The 16,160-nt window shown below is 63.5% G+C and carries 7 protein-coding genes; all 7 read left to right on the plus strand.

Annotated features, from left to right (window positions below; translation table 11 throughout):
• Nucleotides 1–128 precede the first annotated feature (128 nt).
• Nucleotides 129–1,394, plus strand: coding sequence for a lipoprotein-releasing ABC transporter permease subunit (locus ACRQ5J_RS13925; RefSeq protein ID WP_432377506.1), 1,266 nt, complete (start codon nucleotides 129–131; stop codon nucleotides 1,392–1,394).
• On the plus strand, nucleotides 1,387–2,094 hold the full coding sequence (gene lolD / locus ACRQ5J_RS13930) for a lipoprotein-releasing ABC transporter ATP-binding protein LolD (RefSeq protein ID WP_432377507.1): 708 nt from the start codon (nucleotides 1,387–1,389) through the stop codon (nucleotides 2,092–2,094). Before ACRQ5J_RS13925 ends, lolD begins: the two co-directional genes overlap by 8 nt.
• 4 nt (nucleotides 2,095–2,098) lie before the next feature.
• Nucleotides 2,099–2,917 (plus strand): TatD family hydrolase, encoded by an 819-nt coding sequence (locus ACRQ5J_RS13935; RefSeq protein WP_432377508.1) that lies wholly within the window; start codon nucleotides 2,099–2,101, stop codon nucleotides 2,915–2,917.
• Between the two features lie 198 nt (nucleotides 2,918–3,115).
• Nucleotides 3,116–5,995 (plus strand): TonB-dependent receptor, encoded by a 2,880-nt coding sequence (locus ACRQ5J_RS13940; protein ID WP_432377509.1) that lies wholly within the window; start codon nucleotides 3,116–3,118, stop codon nucleotides 5,993–5,995.
• A 106-nt stretch (nucleotides 5,996–6,101) separates the two neighbouring features.
• On the plus strand, nucleotides 6,102–8,534 hold the full coding sequence (locus ACRQ5J_RS13945) for a DNA internalization-related competence protein ComEC/Rec2 (RefSeq protein WP_432377510.1): 2,433 nt from the start codon (nucleotides 6,102–6,104) through the stop codon (nucleotides 8,532–8,534).
• 359 nt (nucleotides 8,535–8,893) lie between these two features.
• Nucleotides 8,894–15,250 (plus strand): SdrD B-like domain-containing protein, encoded by a 6,357-nt coding sequence (locus tag ACRQ5J_RS13950; protein WP_432377511.1) that lies wholly within the window; start codon nucleotides 8,894–8,896, stop codon nucleotides 15,248–15,250.
• 95 nt (nucleotides 15,251–15,345) lie between these two features.
• Nucleotides 15,346–16,008 (plus strand): PEP-CTERM sorting domain-containing protein, encoded by a 663-nt coding sequence (locus tag ACRQ5J_RS13955; protein WP_432377512.1) that lies wholly within the window; start codon nucleotides 15,346–15,348, stop codon nucleotides 16,006–16,008.
• Nucleotides 16,009–16,160 lie beyond the last annotated feature (152 nt).

Here is a 16,160-nt window from a genome sequence, read left to right on the forward strand (position 1 = left end):
TTCAGCGTTTGCCAGCCACCGGCCGCCAGGCGCGGCATTTTTATAGGGCAAGGTTGGGTGTTTCACCCATGAAAGGCGGTTTATATGGCACACTTCGGGCTTACCAAGTTTGATCTCTTCCGGAGCCCATGAGTATTATCAAGAATCTGCCGTTCGAGTGGCTGGTCGGCCTGCGCTATACGCGGGCGGGCAAGCGCAGCGGGCGCAATAGCTTTATCTCGTTTATCTCGTTGATTTCCATGGCCGGTATCGGCCTGGGCGTGGCGGCGCTGATTGTCGTGCTGTCGGTGATGAATGGCTTCCAGAAGGAAGTGACGGACCGCATGCTGTCGGTGCTGGCCCACGTCGAAATCTTCGACGGCCGCGGCGTGATGCCGAACTGGCAGCAGGAAGCGCTGGAAGCGCGCAAGAATCCGGAAGTGATCGGCACCGCGCCGTTCGCCGAAACCCAGGGCATGCTGGTGCGCGACGACGTGCTGCGCCCGGCCATCATCCGTGGCGTGCTGCCGGAAGAAGAGCCGCAGGTATCCGACGTTGCCAGGCAGACCAAGCGCGGCAGCTTCAACGCGCTGCAACCGGGCGCCTACAATATCGTGCTGGGCATCGAACTGGCGCGCACGCTGCGCGTCAACCTCGGCGAGAAGGTAACGCTGGCGCTGGCCCAGGGCCAGCCGACGCCGGCCGGCGTGCTGCCGCGCCTGCGCTCGTTCACCGTGGTGGGCATCTTCGAGGCCGGCCATAACGAATTCGACTCGGCGCTGGCCTTCGTCCACCTGACCGACGCGGAAAAACTGCTGCGCATCGACGCGCCGGCCGGCCTGCGCCTGCGCCTGAAAGACATGCACCGGGCGCCGCAAGTGGCGCAGGACCTGAAGAATTCCATGTCCGGCGACCTGTTCGTGCGCGACTGGTCCAAGCTCAACGCCAACTGGTTCGCCGCCGTGCAGACCGAAAAGCGCATGATGTTCATCATCCTGACCTTGATTATTGCCGTGGCCGCCTTCAACCTGGTGTCGACGCTGGTGATGACCGTGACCGACAAGCAGGCCGACATCGCCATTCTGCGCACGCTGGGCGCCTCGCCGCGTTCGATCATGAAGATCTTCATGATCCAGGGCGCGCTGGTCGGCATCCTCGGCACCGCGCTCGGCGTGGGCGGCGGCGTGCTGGTGGCCTTGAACATCGACGTCATCGTGCCGTTTATCGAACATTTATTGGGAGTGCAGTTCTTGTCGAAGGATATTTACTACATCAGCAGCGTGCCGTCCGACCTGCGCTGGCCGGACGTGTTCAAGATTGGCGGCGTGGCCGTGGTGCTGGCCTTTGTCGCCACCATCTACCCGAGCTGGTGGGCTGCCCGCGTGAAACCGGCGGAGGCGCTGCGCTATGAGTAATGTAGACAACAAGCTGGAACCCGTGGTCCTGTCCTGCCGCAACCTCGGCAAGACCTTCACTCAGGGCGCGTACTCGGTCAACGTATTGTCCGGCATCGACATCGACGTGCGGCGCGGCGAGCGGGTGGCGATTGTCGGCGCCTCCGGCTCCGGCAAATCGACCTTGCTGCACCTGCTGGGCGGACTGGACACGCCAAGCAAGGGCAGCGTGACGCTGCAAGGCAAGGACTTCGCCAGCCTGAGCGAGACGGCGCGCGGCGATCTGCGCAACAAGTCGCTGGGCTTCGTCTACCAGTTCCACCACCTGCTGCCGGAATTCACGGCACTGGACAATGTGGCGATGCCGCTGATGATACGCCGCGTCAGGCGCGATGAGGCGACCTCGGCCGCGCAGCAAATCCTGCAACGCGTCAACCTCGGCAAGCGCGTGTCGCACGTGCCGGGCGAGCTGTCGGGCGGCGAGCGCCAGCGTGTGGCGCTGGCGCGCGCGCTGGTCACGCAGCCGGCCTGCGTGCTGGCCGACGAGCCGACCGGCAATCTGGACACCGCCACCGCGCAGCAGATTTTCGACCTGATGCTGGAGCTGTCGCGCACGCTGGGCACGGCCTTCGTCATTGTCACCCACGACATCGAACTGGCGCGCCGCTGCGGCCGCGTGCTGCGCATGACCGAGCAGGGATTGCAGCCGGACGAGGGCTGAGGCCATGTGGATCGACACCCACTGCCACCTGGATGCCCACGAATTCGGCAACGAGTCGGCGGCCCAGGCGGCGCTGGCCGCGGGGCAGGGCGTCGGCATGATCGTCATCCCGGCGGTGGAGACGGCCAATTTCGCCATCGTCGCCGGCCTGGCGGCCAGCATCGGCAACGGTTGCTATGCGCTGGGCATCCATCCGATATATGTGCCCAACGCGCAAGAGGACGACCTGCGCGTGCTGCGCGAGCGGGTGGCGGCCGCCATGGCCGATGCGCGCTTCGTGGCGCTGGGCGAGATCGGCCTCGACTTCTTCATCCCCATGCTGACCGAGCCGGCCATGCGCGAGAAACAGATTTACTTCTTCCGCGAGCAGCTGAAAATCGCCCGCGATTTCGGGCTGCCGGTGCTGATGCACGTGCGCCGCTCGCAGGACGTGGTGCTCAAGCATGTGCGCCAGATTGCGCCGGCCGGCGGCATCGCCCATGCGTTCAACGGTAGTGCGCAGCAGGCGCAGGCTTATATCGATCTCGGTTTCAAGCTCGGCTTCGGCGGCGCGATGACATTCACGCGCGCCTTGCAAATCCGCCGGCTGGCGGCCGAGCTGCCGCTGGAATCCATCGTGCTGGAAACCGACGCGCCTGACATCTCGCCGGCCTGGGTGCACCCGGGCCGTAACAGCCCCGACCAGATTCCCCGCATCGGCGCCGTGCTGGCCGAGCTGCGCGGCGTGACGGCGCAGCAGGTCGCGGCCGTCACCAGCGGCAACGCGCGCGCCGTGCTGCCGCGCATGCCCGGCATCGCCGGCGTCCGGCAAGAAAACGATTAACGTTGCAAATACGCCGCAGGGCCGCTAAGCACAGGCGGCTTGCCGCGGCGTTTGTTTATCGGTGCTACAGCTAGCGCGATACTTAAAACAATATCGAACAGCGAATAAAAATGATTGGATTGCGTGTTGCGATCTCCATAAGATGATTTTCGAGCGGTACTAAAAACTGCATCAAAAAAATTACACAAGGGAGACAAAATGCACCACCAATCCACCCGCATTGCGGCGGCGTCCGTTCGTCCACTCCACCTGAAACTGTCCGTCGTCGCGCTGCTCGGCACAGGCTTGCTCAGCAGCGCTTCGGTGTGGGCGCAAGCGGCCGATGAAAAGACCGAACCGCCTGAAACCACCGTAGTCGTCACCGGCGTCAAGGCTTCGCTGATCAAGAGCCTGGCAACCAAGCGCACCAGCGACCAGGTGGTGGAGTCCGTCGTTGCCGAAGACATCGGCAAACTGCCCGATAACAATGTCGTCGAAGCGCTGCAGCGCGTGACCGGTATCCAGGTCACCAACCGCGCCGGCGGCGAGGTCGGCACCTTGTCCATCCGTGGCCTGCCGGACGTGCAGACCACCTGGAACGGCCGCAATATCTTCACCGCCTCCGGCACCCAGGTCGCGCTGCAGGACATTCCCTCGACGCTGGTGCGCCAGATCGATGTCTACAAGACGCGCGACGCCAGCCAGCTCGATACCGGTATCGCCGGCCAGGTTGACGTCAAGTCGCTGCGCCCGTTCGATTTCAAGGGATCGAAAGTGTCGGTGTCGGCGCGCGGCACGTATCTCGAACCTGCTGAAAAGACCAACCCGCAGCTCAGCGCCATGTTGAGCAACCGCTGGGAAACCGGCATCGGCGAAGTGGGCGCCCTGATCAACCTGTCGGCCACGCAGACGAAATACCGCAATGAAAGCGTGACGCCCGGCGCCATGGTGCCGTTCACCAGCCCGAACGCCTCCGAGGTGCCGCCGGGTTACACGCCGCTGCAGCGCATCACCGACACCAGCATCTGGACGCCCGGCACCCATACCGGCCTGCCGACGGCAGCCGGCTCGACGCTGGACTTCAACGGCAAAGCGTATCCATATTACCTGGCGCGCGACGCCGTGTTCCAGAGCGACGTCCAGGGCAAGCGCGAGCGTCCCGCCGCCAATCTCGCGTTGCAATGGAAACCGAACAGCGATGCGGTCTACACCTTCGAATCGATGTACAACGGTTACCGCGACAAGTCCTTCAACCAGTTGCTGTTCAGCTTTGTCGACTGGTGGGGCGATCTTGGCAGCAACCCTGCAAGCACGATCAGCACCTTCCCCGGAACCAACATCATCAAGAGCCGTACCGTCAACAACGTGTATGGCTTCAACAGCGGCGACTACACCACCTCGGCCACCGATTCGCGCATTTACGCCCTGAACGGCAAGTGGAACGTGGGCGACCGCCTGAAGCTGGAGGGCGATGTCTCGTACCAAAGCAGCACTTATCACTCGGAATTCACCGCCACCCGGATCGATCGCGTCGCACCATCGATCAACGTCGACTTCAACGCCGGCGGCGGCAACACGGCGTTCAGCTTCAACAACAACGCCGACCTGACCGACCCGACCAAGTGGAATGTCGCGCAGTTCTACGATAACGCCAACCGCAACAAGGGCAGCGCGGCGACTGCCAACCTGTCGGGCGTGTACGAGGCCGACTGGGGGCCGTTGCAGACCATTCAGTTTGGCGCGCGCGTCGACGACCGCAAGGCCTCGGAAGCCAACCGTACGCAATCGGGCAACCTGAACCGCAACCTCGCCTCGCTGGGGCCGGAGTACGCCTCCACCAACTCGGGCTTCGGCACGGACATCTCGAACGTTCCGCGTGCGTGGCTGGAACCGAACGCCTATTACATCCGCAGCCACATCGACGATTGGCGCAAGCTGTACAACTCGGTCGATCCGAACTTCCTGACCACGGACAAGCTGAGCCTGCAGAAGACCTTCGAGGTCGAGGAAAAGACGTCCAACCTGTTCCTGATGGGGAATACCCAGACCGAGCTGTTCGGCCATCGCCTGCGCGGCAATTTCGGCGTGCGCTACGTCAAGGTCGACACCGACATGACCTTCTACAAGGTAGACGCCACCACCAAGGCGGTGACGCCGTCCAGTGCCAGCAAGTCGACCAACAAGGTCTTGCCGAGCATGACGCTGATTTACGACCCGAGCAAGGACGTGGTGCTGCGCTTGAATTATGGCGAAACCCTGCGCCGCCCGAACTTCGGCGACCTGAATCCAGTCCTGCAGCTCGCTGACGACGTGTCCAAGGTGGGTTACGGCTCGGGCAGCGGCGGCAATCCGGACCTGCAACCGACGCGCTCCAAGAACCTCGACCTGACGGCAGAATGGTATTTCCAGAAGGACAGCGCGATCTACGGCACGGCGTTCAAGCGCAAGATCGACGGCCTGGTGGTCGGCTTGCGTCGCAAGGTGCATGTCGATCCGGCCAACGACCCGTTCCGCAATTCGACTTCAGGCGGCGACCACACCAACGGCTACGACTACGTCATCAACTCGCCGGTCAACGCCTCCAACGGCGACATCAGCGGCGCCGAACTGGGCTTGATCTACTTCCCGAAAGGGTTGCCGAGCCTGCTCGACGGCCTGGGCTTCCAGGGCAGCTTCACGCGACTCAGCTCGTCGCAGAACGTGCCCGAGGCCAATGATGCCGGCGACATCGTCGCCCAGCTCAAGACACCGTTCTTCGGCGTCTCCAACCGCTCGTACAACGCCACGCTGGCGTATGAAAAGGGCCCGGTCAGCGCGCGCCTGTCCTATGTCTGGCGCTCGGGCTTCCTGGCCGCCAACGAGGCTGCCCTGTTTGCCAACCCGATCGGCATCTGGCGCCGTCCGGAAAAGAGCGTGGACATGCAGGTGTCCTACAAAATCAACGACAACATGTCGGTCGATATCAGCGGTGTCAACCTGACCAACGAAATGCAGCAGCAGTACTACCACTTCGGCGATGCCGGCAACCCGACGCTGACCAATTTCGGCACGCTCCAGATCGGACGTTCGGTCTCGTTCGGCTTGCGCTGGAGGATGTAAGTCCCGCCCGAAGGCCGCCGCTGCCTGATCCATATCAAGCGGCGGCCTTGCCAGCGCGCGTTGCCCGCGTGCCGCATGCGTAGTATGGCGGCAGGGAGGCGGTGCTATGCGTGTGGCGGTGATCGGCTTTGCTGTTGGCGCGGCTGGTCTGCAGATGCAGGCCAGCCTGCCGTCGCTTGCCGCCAGCAGCATGCTGATCCCCATCCTGCTGCTGCCAGCGCTGGTGCGGGGACCGTGCCGGCGCCTGCTGCCTCAGCGTGCCCGCTGCGCTGTGCGCACATTCGCCGCGCTGCTTGCTGGGGCTGCGCTTGGCTTTTTGTGGGCCGCCTGGCTGGCCTGCCGGGCCTTGGCTCCCCAGTTGGCTGTCGGCGACGAGGGCCGCGATATCAAGGTCGTTGGCACCATCGATAACCTGCCGCATCGGTTTTCACAAGGTGTACGCTTTAACTTCGCTGTGGAGCGGCCGGATGACGTGGTGCCGCCACGGATTTCACTGTCGTGGTACTCCGGTTACCGGGATCAGCTTGTGGACGTGCCCGACGTGCAGCCGGGCCAGCGCTGGCAGCTTACGGTGCGCTTGCAGCGGCCGCATGGCAACGCCAATCCTTACGGCTTCGACTATGAGGCCTGGTTGCTGGAGCAGGGCGTGCGCGCGACCGGGTATGTGCGCGTGGCGCGCGACAATCGCCGGCTCGACGGCTTTGTCGTCGGCGGCAAGAATCTGGTCGAGCGCGGCAGGGCGGCATTGCGCGAGCGCATTCTGGCTGCGCTGCCCGGCAAGCCCTACGCTGGCGTGATCGTCGCGCTGGTGGTGGGCGACCAGCGCGGCATTGAGCAGTCGGACTGGCAGGTGTTCAACCGCACCGGCATTGGCCATCTGATTTCGATTTCTGGCCTGCACATCACCATGGTCGCCGGGCTGTTTGCGCTGGCGGCGTTCACGCTGTGGCGCTGGTCATTTTTCACGCGTGCGCAACTGCCATTGCTGCTGCCGGCCCAGAAGGTGGCGGCGCTGGTTGGGGCGGCGGTGGCGCTGTTGTACGTGCTGCTGGCCGGATTTGGCGTGCCAGCCCAGCGCACGCTGTACATGTTGCTGGTGGTTGCCGCTGCGCTCTGGCTCAATCGCCTGACCAGCATCTCGCACGTGCTGTGCACCGCGCTCGGCGCGGTGCTGGTGATCGATCCGTGGGCGGTGCTGTGGCCGGGGTTCTGGCTGTCGTTCGGCGCCGTCGCCATCATCCTGTATGCGACCGTGGGCCGCACCACGCCGCCGCGCAAGCGTGCCGCTGCGGTGCACATGCCGGCGCCAGTGAGCTGGCGCGAGCGCTTCTGGCTGACGCTGCGTGTGGGCGCGCATACGCAGTACGCCATCACCCTCGGCCTGGTGCCGATGACGATGCTGCTGTTCGGCCAGGTATCGTTGATTAGCCCGCTGGCGAACGCGGTGGCGATTCCGCTCATCAGCCTGGTCGTCACGCCGCTCGCGCTGGCCGGCAGCATGCTGCCCGCGCTGCTGGCCGCACCGGTGCTTGGTTTCGCGCACTGGCTGGTGGAGGTGCTGGCGCTCTGCCTGCAATATTTCAGCGCCATGCATTACGCCGTGTGGAGCGCGCCGCAGCCGCCATTCTGGCTGTTTTGCTGGGCGATGTTCGGCACCCTGTGGCTGCTGGCGCCGCGCGGCTGGCCCGTGCGCTGGCTCGGCCTGGCGACGTGGATACCGCTGCTGGCCGCCGAACCCACCCATCCGGCGCCCGCCCGCATGACGGTGACCGCCTTCGATGTGGGGCAGGGCATGGCGCTGCTCATCGAAACCAGCGGCCACCGCCTGTTGTATGACGCCGGTCCCGCCTACAGCGTCGAATCCAACGCCGGCAACCGTGTCATCCTGCCGTATTTGCGGGGGCGCGGCATCGGCGCGCTGGATGGCATGATCGTCTCGCACAGCGATGCCGATCATGCCGGTGGCGCGCTGTCGGTGCTGGATGGCGTGCGCACTGGCTGGGTGCTGTCGTCGCTGGCGCCAAATCATCTGATTGCGCAGGCCGCGCGGCGGCATGTGCGTTGCGCGGCCGGTCAAAGCTGGACCTGGGACGGCGTGCGCTTCGAGATCCTGCATCCAGCCGCCGCCAGCTACGCCGACGCCACGCTTAAGCCGAACGCGCGCGGCTGTGCGCTGAAGGTCACCGCTGGCGGACTCTCCATGCTACTGGCGGGCGACATCGAGGCCGCACAGGAGGAGCAACTGCTTGATGCAGACGCGGCCAGGCTGCGCGCGGATGTGCTGGTCGCCCCACATCATGGCAGCGGTACCTCGTCCACGCTGCCTTTCCTGCAGGCCGTCCGGCCGCAACTAGCCTTATTTCTGGTCGGCCATCGCAACCGATATCGCCACCCCAAGGCTGAAGTCGTCGCCCGCTATCGGCAACTCGGCGTCGCGTGCTTGCGCACGGACGAGTCGGGGGCCATCACGCTGCATTTCGCCGGGCAGGTGACAGCCTCCGCTTACCGTCATCATCACAGACGATATTGGCATAAGTAAAGCCCTTAGATGAAACCAGTAGTTACTGGCTTATAAATTCCGTGCGGCAATCAATTTGACTAATTAGTCACATAAATTAAAAAATGTAAATGAATTGGATGCAACAAATGATTATTAAAAGAATCATTTAAGTGACAAATATGCCATCCAACTAGCGATTTATTGACTATAATAACGACAACTTAAATGTTTCAAGAGCAACGCTCCGCCTCCCCGAGCGTTTGTCGTCCAGACTATTAACGCCCCTGTCACCCCGCGCGTCGAATAGTCCAGTCTGGTTTTCACACAATTCAAATCATTGGGATATCTACTATGTTCAATCGACTGAACAGCGGCAGCGTTCGCGTTAAGGAAGCAGCATGAGCACTACCAACATCGGCGCCGTAGTCACCGTCTGCGAAGATACGGAAAGTATCTTTTCGGTCGCAAAAATTTTGAAGGACGCCGGCTATAACGGCACCGGCTCATTCAACGTTTCATCCGTCAAGGTGATGCTGCCGGACGGTACTTTTGCCACCGGCAACACCAATATCTTTGGTCTCACGGCCAGTGGCGACCTGTATGTCCGTCCCGACTTGTGGGCCGCCAACTGGAATGGCGCTTTTAAAACCGCTGAATTGGTGGTCGATAACGGTAACGGCAAAACCATCAGCCTCAGCCTGCAAGTGGTCGTGACGCCGGTGAATGACGCGCCTGCCGGCGCCGACAAGACATTCGACTTGTCCGACGCCCACGGCGTGGTGCTGAACCAGGCCGATTTTGGTTTCCATGAAGTGGTCGCGAACGAACATGACGTGCTGAAATCGGTCATCATCACCACGCTGCCGCCGTCGGGCCAGTTGCTGTTGAATGGTGTGGCGCTGGGCCTGAACGCGGAGATCACCGCCGCCGACATCGACGCGGGCAAACTGGTATTCGTGCCGGACGCCAGCAAGGGCGGCACGTTCAGCGTTGGCTTCGAAGTACGCGACACCGGCGGCACCGCCGGCTGCAACGCGCAAGACACCTCCGCCACGCCGAACTACCTGACGTTCAAAGTGCCGCTGGCCCACATCGGCGACCTCGTATGGGAAGACAAGAACGGCAACGGCTTGCAGGACGCGGATGAAGCGGGCATCGCCGGCGTGACCGTGCAGCTCAAGGACGCCAACGGCCAGATCGTCGCCACCACCAGCACCGACGCCAACGGCGCCTACCATTTTGACGTCAATGGCGGCACGTATTCGGTGGCCATCGTTGCGCCGGCCGGGTATCTGGCCACCACGCCCCGCGCTGGCGGCAACACTGGCGCCGACAGCGATATCGACAGCACCGGCCACACCGCGCCAGTGACGGTTGCGCTGGGCGAAACCAACACCACCATCGACGCCGGCTTGTATAAAGCCGCCTCGCTGGGCGACCGCGTATGGATCGACAGCAATCGCAACGGCGTACAGGACGCCGGCGAAGCGGGCCTGGCTGGCGTGAAGGTCACCCTGCTTGATGCCAACGGCAACATCGTCGGCGCGCCGCTGGTCACCGACGCCAGCGGCAACTACCTGTTTACCAATTTGCCGCAGGGCAGCTACAGCGTCGTCTTCGACAAGACCACGCTGCCAGCAGGCTATGTGTTCACCACGGCGAATGCCGGCACCGACAGCGGCGTTGATTCGGATGCCGACGCGAACGGCGTCGCCAACGTCGTGCTGCATGCTGGCGATAATAATCTGACGATCGACGCGGGTGTGGCCGCCAAGCCAGCCACCATCGGCGACCGCGTATGGGAAGACAGCAACCATAACGGCGTGCAGGATGCGGGCGAAGCCGGCATCGCCGGCGTGACCGTCAACCTGCTGGACGCCAGCGGCAACCAGGTCGGCACCACCACCACCGACGCCAGCGGCAATTATCACTTCAGTGTCGACCCAGGCACGTACTCGGTTGCAGTCGTCGCTCCGGCGGGGTATCTGGCGACCACGCCAGCCACGGGCGCAGACACCGCAGCTGACAGCGATATCGACGCGAACGGCCACACGGCCGCGATCACCGTCGGCGCGGGCGAAGTCAACAACACCATCGATGCCGGTCTGTACCGTACCGCCTCGCTGGGCGACCGCGTTTGGATCGACAGCAACAAGAACGGCGTGCAGGACGCGGGCGAAGCCGGCATGGCTGGCGTCAAAGTCACGCTGATCGACGCCAACGGTAATGCCGTCGGCAGCCCGCTGACCACCGATGCCAACGGCAACTACCTGTTCACCAATCTGGCTCCGGGGAGCTACAGCGTGCAGTTCGACAAGACCACGCTGCCAGCCGGCTATGTGTTCACCACCGCGCATGCCGGTGCGGATGGCGTCGTGGATTCGGATGCGGACTCCAACGGCCTGAGCGACCCGGTTGTGCTGAACTCCGGCGACGTTAACCTGAGCGTCGATGCCGGCATCGTCGCCACGCCAGCCACCATCGGCGACCGCGTCTGGGAAGACAGCAACCATAACGGCGTGCAGGATGCGGGCGAAGCCGGCATCGCCGGCGTGACCGTCAACCTGCTGGACGCCAGCGGCAACCAGGTCGGCACCACCACCACCGACGCCAGCGGCAATTACCACTTCAGTGTCGCCCCAGGCACGTACTCGGTTGCGGTCGTCGCACCGGCGGGCTATCTGGCGACCACGCCAGCCACAGGCGCAGACACCGCAGCCGACAGCGATATCGACGCGAACGGCCACACGGCCGCGATCACCGTCGGCGCGGGCGAAGTCAACAACACCATCGATGCCGGTCTGTACCGCACCGCCTCGCTGGGCGACCGCGTTTGGATCGACAGCAACAAGAACGGTGTACAGGACGCGGGCGAAGCCGGCATGGCTGGGGTCAAAGTCACGCTGATCGATGCCAACGGTAATGCCGTCGGCAGCCCGCTGACCACCGATGCCAACGGCAACTACCTGTTCACCAATCTGGCTCCGGGTAGCTACAGCGTGCAGTTCGACAAGACCACGTTGCCAGCCGGCTATGTGTTCACCACCGCGCATGCCGGTGCGGATGGCGTCGTGGATTCGGATGCGGACTCCAACGGCCTGAGCAACCCGGTTGTGCTGAACTCCGGCGACGTCAACCTGAGCGTCGATGCCGGCATCGTCGCCACGCCAGCCACCATCGGCGACCGCGTGTGGGAAGACAAGAACGGCAATGGCATCCAGGATGCAGGCGACACCGGCATCTCCAATGTTACCGTGCAGCTGAAAAACGCCGCCGGCGCGGTTGTCGCCACGACCACCACCGATGCCAGCGGCAACTACAGCTTCAGCGTGGACGCCGGCACGTATTCCGTCGCCGTGGTGTCGCCGAAAGGCTACGTCGCCACGCTGCAAAACGCTGGCGCGAATGAGGCCGCCGACAGCGACATCAACGCCGCCGGCCAGAGCGACAGCGTGACCGTGACCGCCGGCCAGAACTACAAGGACCTCGATGCCGGCCTGGTAAAAACCGTCTCCATCGGCGACCGCGTCTGGCTTGACTGCAATGGCAACGGCCTGCAGGACAAGGGCGATACCGGCGTGGCCGGCGTCAAGGTCTACCTGCTGGACGCGACCGGCCGCATCGTCGGCAGCCCGGTAGTCACCGACGCCAATGGCAATTACGTGTTCACCGGCCTGAAGCCGGGCACTTACAGCGTCCAGTTCGACAAGGCCACGCTGCCTGCTGGCTATGTGTTCACCACCGCAAACGTCGGCAGCAACGACGCCATCGATTCCGACGCCAATCTCGCCACCGGCATCACGCACAGCGTGACCGCCAATTCCGGCGACGTCATCACCTCGCTGGACGCCGGTATCGTCAAGGCGCCGAAAGCCACCATTGGCGACCGCGTCTGGGAAGACAAGAACGGCAATGGCATGCAGGACGCCGGCGAGTCGGGCATCGCCTGCGTTACCGTGCAATTGAAAGACGCGTCGGGCAAAGTGATCGACACCACCACTACGGATTCGAACGGCAACTACAGCTTCAGCGTCGATGCCGGCACGTATTCCGTCGCCGTGGTGTCGCCGAAAGGCTACGTCGCCACGCTGCAAAACGCCGGTGCGAACGAGGCCGCCGACAGCGATATCAACGCCGCCGGCCAGAGCGACAGCGTGACGGTGACCGCCGGCCAGAACTACAAGGACCTCGATGCGGGCCTGCAGAAGACCGTCTCCATCGGCGACCGCGTGTGGGTCGACTCCAACGGCAACGGTGTGCAGGACAGGGGCGAGGGCGGTGTGGCCGGCGTCAAGGTCTACCTGCTGGACGCAGGCGGCCGCATCGTCGGCAGTCCGGTAGTCACCGACGCCAGTGGCAACTACGTGTTCACGGGCCTGAAGCCGGGCACCTACAGCGTACAGTTCGACAAGACGACGCTGCCTGCTGGCTACGTGTTCACCACCGCCAACGTGGGCAGCAACGACGCCATCGATTCCGACGCCAACGCCGCGACCGGCATCACGCACAGCGTGACCGCCAATTCCGGCGATGTCATCACCTCGCTGGACGCCGGCATCGTCAAGGCGCCGAAGGCCACCATCGGCGACCGCGTATGGGAAGACAAGAACGCCAACGGCGTGCAGGACGCCGGCGAGTCGGGCATCGCCGCCGTTACCGTGCAACTCAAGGATGCAGCCGGCAAGGTGGTCGATACCACCACCACCGACGCCAACGGCAACTACAGCTTCAGCGTCAACGCCGGCACTTACTCGGTTGCCGTGGTCGCGCCGAAAGGATATGTCGTCACTACCCAGAACGTCGGCGCGAACGACGCCGCTGACAGCGACATCAACGCCGCCGGCCAGAGCCAAAGCGTGACCGTTGCCGCAGGCCAGAACTACAAGGACCTGGACGCCGGCCTGTACCAGAACATCAGCATCGGCGACCGCGTCTGGCTCGATACCAACGGCAACGGCATTCAGGACAAGGGTGAGGGCGGTGTGGCCGGCGTCAAGGTCTACCTGCTCGATGCGGCCGGCCGCGTGGTCGGCAGCCCGGTCGTCACCGACGCCAACGGCAATTACCTGTTCAGCGGCCTGAAACCGGGCACTTACAGCGTGCAGTTCGACAAGACCACGCTGCCGGCCGGCTATGCCTTTACCAGCGCCAACGCCGGCACGGACGACAGCAAGGATTCGGATGCGAACACCGTGACCGGCATCACGCACAGCGTCACCGGCAGCTCGGGCGATGCGATCACGTCGCTGGACGCCGGGATCGTCAAGGTCAAGGGCAGCATCGGCGACCGCGTCTGGGAAGACAAGAACTTCAACGGCCTGCAGGACAGCGGCGAAAGCGGCGTCTCCGGCGTCAAAGTCAATCTGCTTGACGCCAACGGCAAGCTGCTTGCCACCACCACCACGGCGGCGGATGGCAGCTACCTGTTCGACAACCTCGCCGCCGGCAACTACAAGGTGCAAGTGGTGACGCCGACCGGCTACTACTACACCAAGAGCAATGTGGGCAGCGACGACAAGATCGACTCCGACGTTGACCGTACCACCGGCACCACCGGCACCATCGCCCTGGCCGCCGGCCAGTCGGTGAGCTCCGTGGATGCCGGCCTGTACCGCAAAGCCAGCATCGGCGACAAGGTGTGGGAAGACAAGGACCATGACGGCATCCAGGACGTCAAGGAAAGCGGCATCGACGGCATCAAGGTCACGCTGTACAACAGCAACAACGTCGCGGTCGCCACCACCACCACGCACGATGGCGGCAGCTACAACTTCAGCAACCTCGATCCGGGCACCTATTACCTGAAGTTCGACAAGACCAACGTGATGTACCACGGCGTCAACATGAGCACCTGGTATTTCGGCCAGAAGAATATCGGCGCCGATGGCCAGCTCGATTCGGACGTAACCGACGACAGCGCCAACAAGGCCGCCCATGGCACGCCGATCAATGTGGGTTACACCGACAAGACCTTCCTGGAATCGGGCGAGAACGACATGAGCTGGGATGCGTCGATTACCCCGATCGTGATCGACCTCAACGGCGACGGCGTGCACACCATTTCGAAAGATGCCTTCACCGGCAAGTTCGACCTGCTGGGCACCGGCTCCGCGATCCAGTCCGGCTGGATTTCGTCGTCGGACGGCTTCCTGGCGGTCGACCACAACGGCAACGGCAAGATCGACGATATTTCGGAGCTGTTCGGCGGCGTCAGCAAAGGCAGCGGTTTTGCCAAGCTGGCCGACTACGACAGCAACCACGACGGCGTGGTGGACGCCAACGACGCGTTGTTCGCTGAACTGCGCATCTGGCGCGACGCCAACAGCAACGGCGTCACCGACGCCGGCGAGTTGATGACGCTGAAGGACGCCGGCGTGGCCAGCCTGACGGTCAGCTACACCGAACTGCCTTACCTCGACGCCAACAACAACCTGCACCTGGAACGCAGCAGCGCCACGCTGGCCAGCGGCAACTCGGTCGATATGACCGATGTGTACCTGGATGTGTCGGCCAAGGATGCGGCGACGGCAGGCATCAAGCTGCCAACGCTGGCGGACCTGCTGGGCGACGACACCGCGCTCGATACCGTGTTGAACGGCAGCGCCGCAGCCGCCACCACAGCGACGGCGACTACATTGTCGTCGGCAGCCGCCAGCGCGGCGGCCATCGACACCACCGTGCATTGCGACGTGGCCGACCTGTTGCGCAAGGCGCATGCGGCGGCCGCCACGCTGCAGGCCGCAACCCAGGCCTGATCCGCAGAAAGTTTTATCAGCAAAGGTCTGGCGCTGGCGCCGGACCCCAAAAATAGCATCACTAACGTTTTAATAATTTAGAGAAAAAGTCCATCATGAAAAACTCCATCGCCATCCTGCGCGCCGCTGTTGCCGCCACCGTTCTGACCCTGGGCGCCGGCGCCGCCAGCGCCGCCACGCTGACCTTCACCGAAGACCTGAGCTCCGTTTTCACCACCAACAACTTCGGCATGGGCGATCCGGGCGTCGGCATCCGCAGCGTTTCGCTGGGCGGCGCGGACTCCGTATTTGCTTTCTGCATCGATCCGCTGACTGGCCTCGATAGCAACAACAACTACAGCGCCGGCGCCGCCAGCGTGACCGACGGCACCAAGAAACTGTACGAATCGTCGTACGCGTCGGTCATCGCCGGTTACAAGGCGAATCCAAGCGACCTGAGCGGCGTGGCCGGCTTCCAGTTGGCCCTGTGGGAACTGCAGAACGACGATGGCGACCTGTCCAACGGCGGCCTGTCGTTCAAGGGCGGCTTGCAGAACCAGGCTGAGGTGGTTGCCGCGCAAGGCTTCCTGACTGCCGCCGCCCGCTATCAACTGAACACCAGCAGCTTCAACTACACCGCGCTGACCAGCGCCGGCGCGGGCACCGAATCGCAGATGCTGCTGACCGTTACCGCTGTGCCGGAAGCCGATACCTGGGCCATGCTGGCTGCCGGCCTCGGCCTGATGGGCGTGGTGGCGCGCCGCCGCAAGTCCGCTTAAGCAACGTTGCAAACAACGCCACGGGCGGCGATGCGCCTCCCGTGGCGTTGTTTTTTTCGTCATCCGCAGCTGGTTTATTCGTCTCGATGACTGCGAATGCAAAAAATCGCTGGCTAGCATTTGATTACCCAATGGAAAGTAAAATTCCCGTG

This window comes from Duganella sp. P38 (assembly GCF_050859475.1).
GTDB lineage: Bacteria > Pseudomonadota > Gammaproteobacteria > Burkholderiales > Burkholderiaceae_D > Rugamonas.

Excerpts from the sequence above, each read along its gene's own strand:
- ACRQ5J_RS13925 (WP_432377506.1), top strand. The coding sequence starts at position 129 with ATGAGTATTATCAAGAATCTGCCGTTCGAGTGGCTGGTCGGCCTGCGC.
- lolD (WP_432377507.1), top strand. The coding sequence starts at position 1,387 with ATGAGTAATGTAGACAACAAGCTGGAACCCGTGGTCCTGTCCTGCCGC.
- ACRQ5J_RS13935 (WP_432377508.1), top strand. The coding sequence starts at position 2,099 with ATGTGGATCGACACCCACTGCCACCTGGATGCCCACGAATTCGGCAAC.
- ACRQ5J_RS13940 (WP_432377509.1), top strand. The coding sequence starts at position 3,116 with ATGCACCACCAATCCACCCGCATTGCGGCGGCGTCCGTTCGTCCACTC.
- ACRQ5J_RS13945 (WP_432377510.1), top strand. The coding sequence starts at position 6,102 with ATGCGTGTGGCGGTGATCGGCTTTGCTGTTGGCGCGGCTGGTCTGCAG.
- ACRQ5J_RS13950 (WP_432377511.1), top strand. The coding sequence starts at position 8,894 with ATGAGCACTACCAACATCGGCGCCGTAGTCACCGTCTGCGAAGATACG.
- ACRQ5J_RS13955 (WP_432377512.1), top strand. The coding sequence starts at position 15,346 with ATGAAAAACTCCATCGCCATCCTGCGCGCCGCTGTTGCCGCCACCGTT.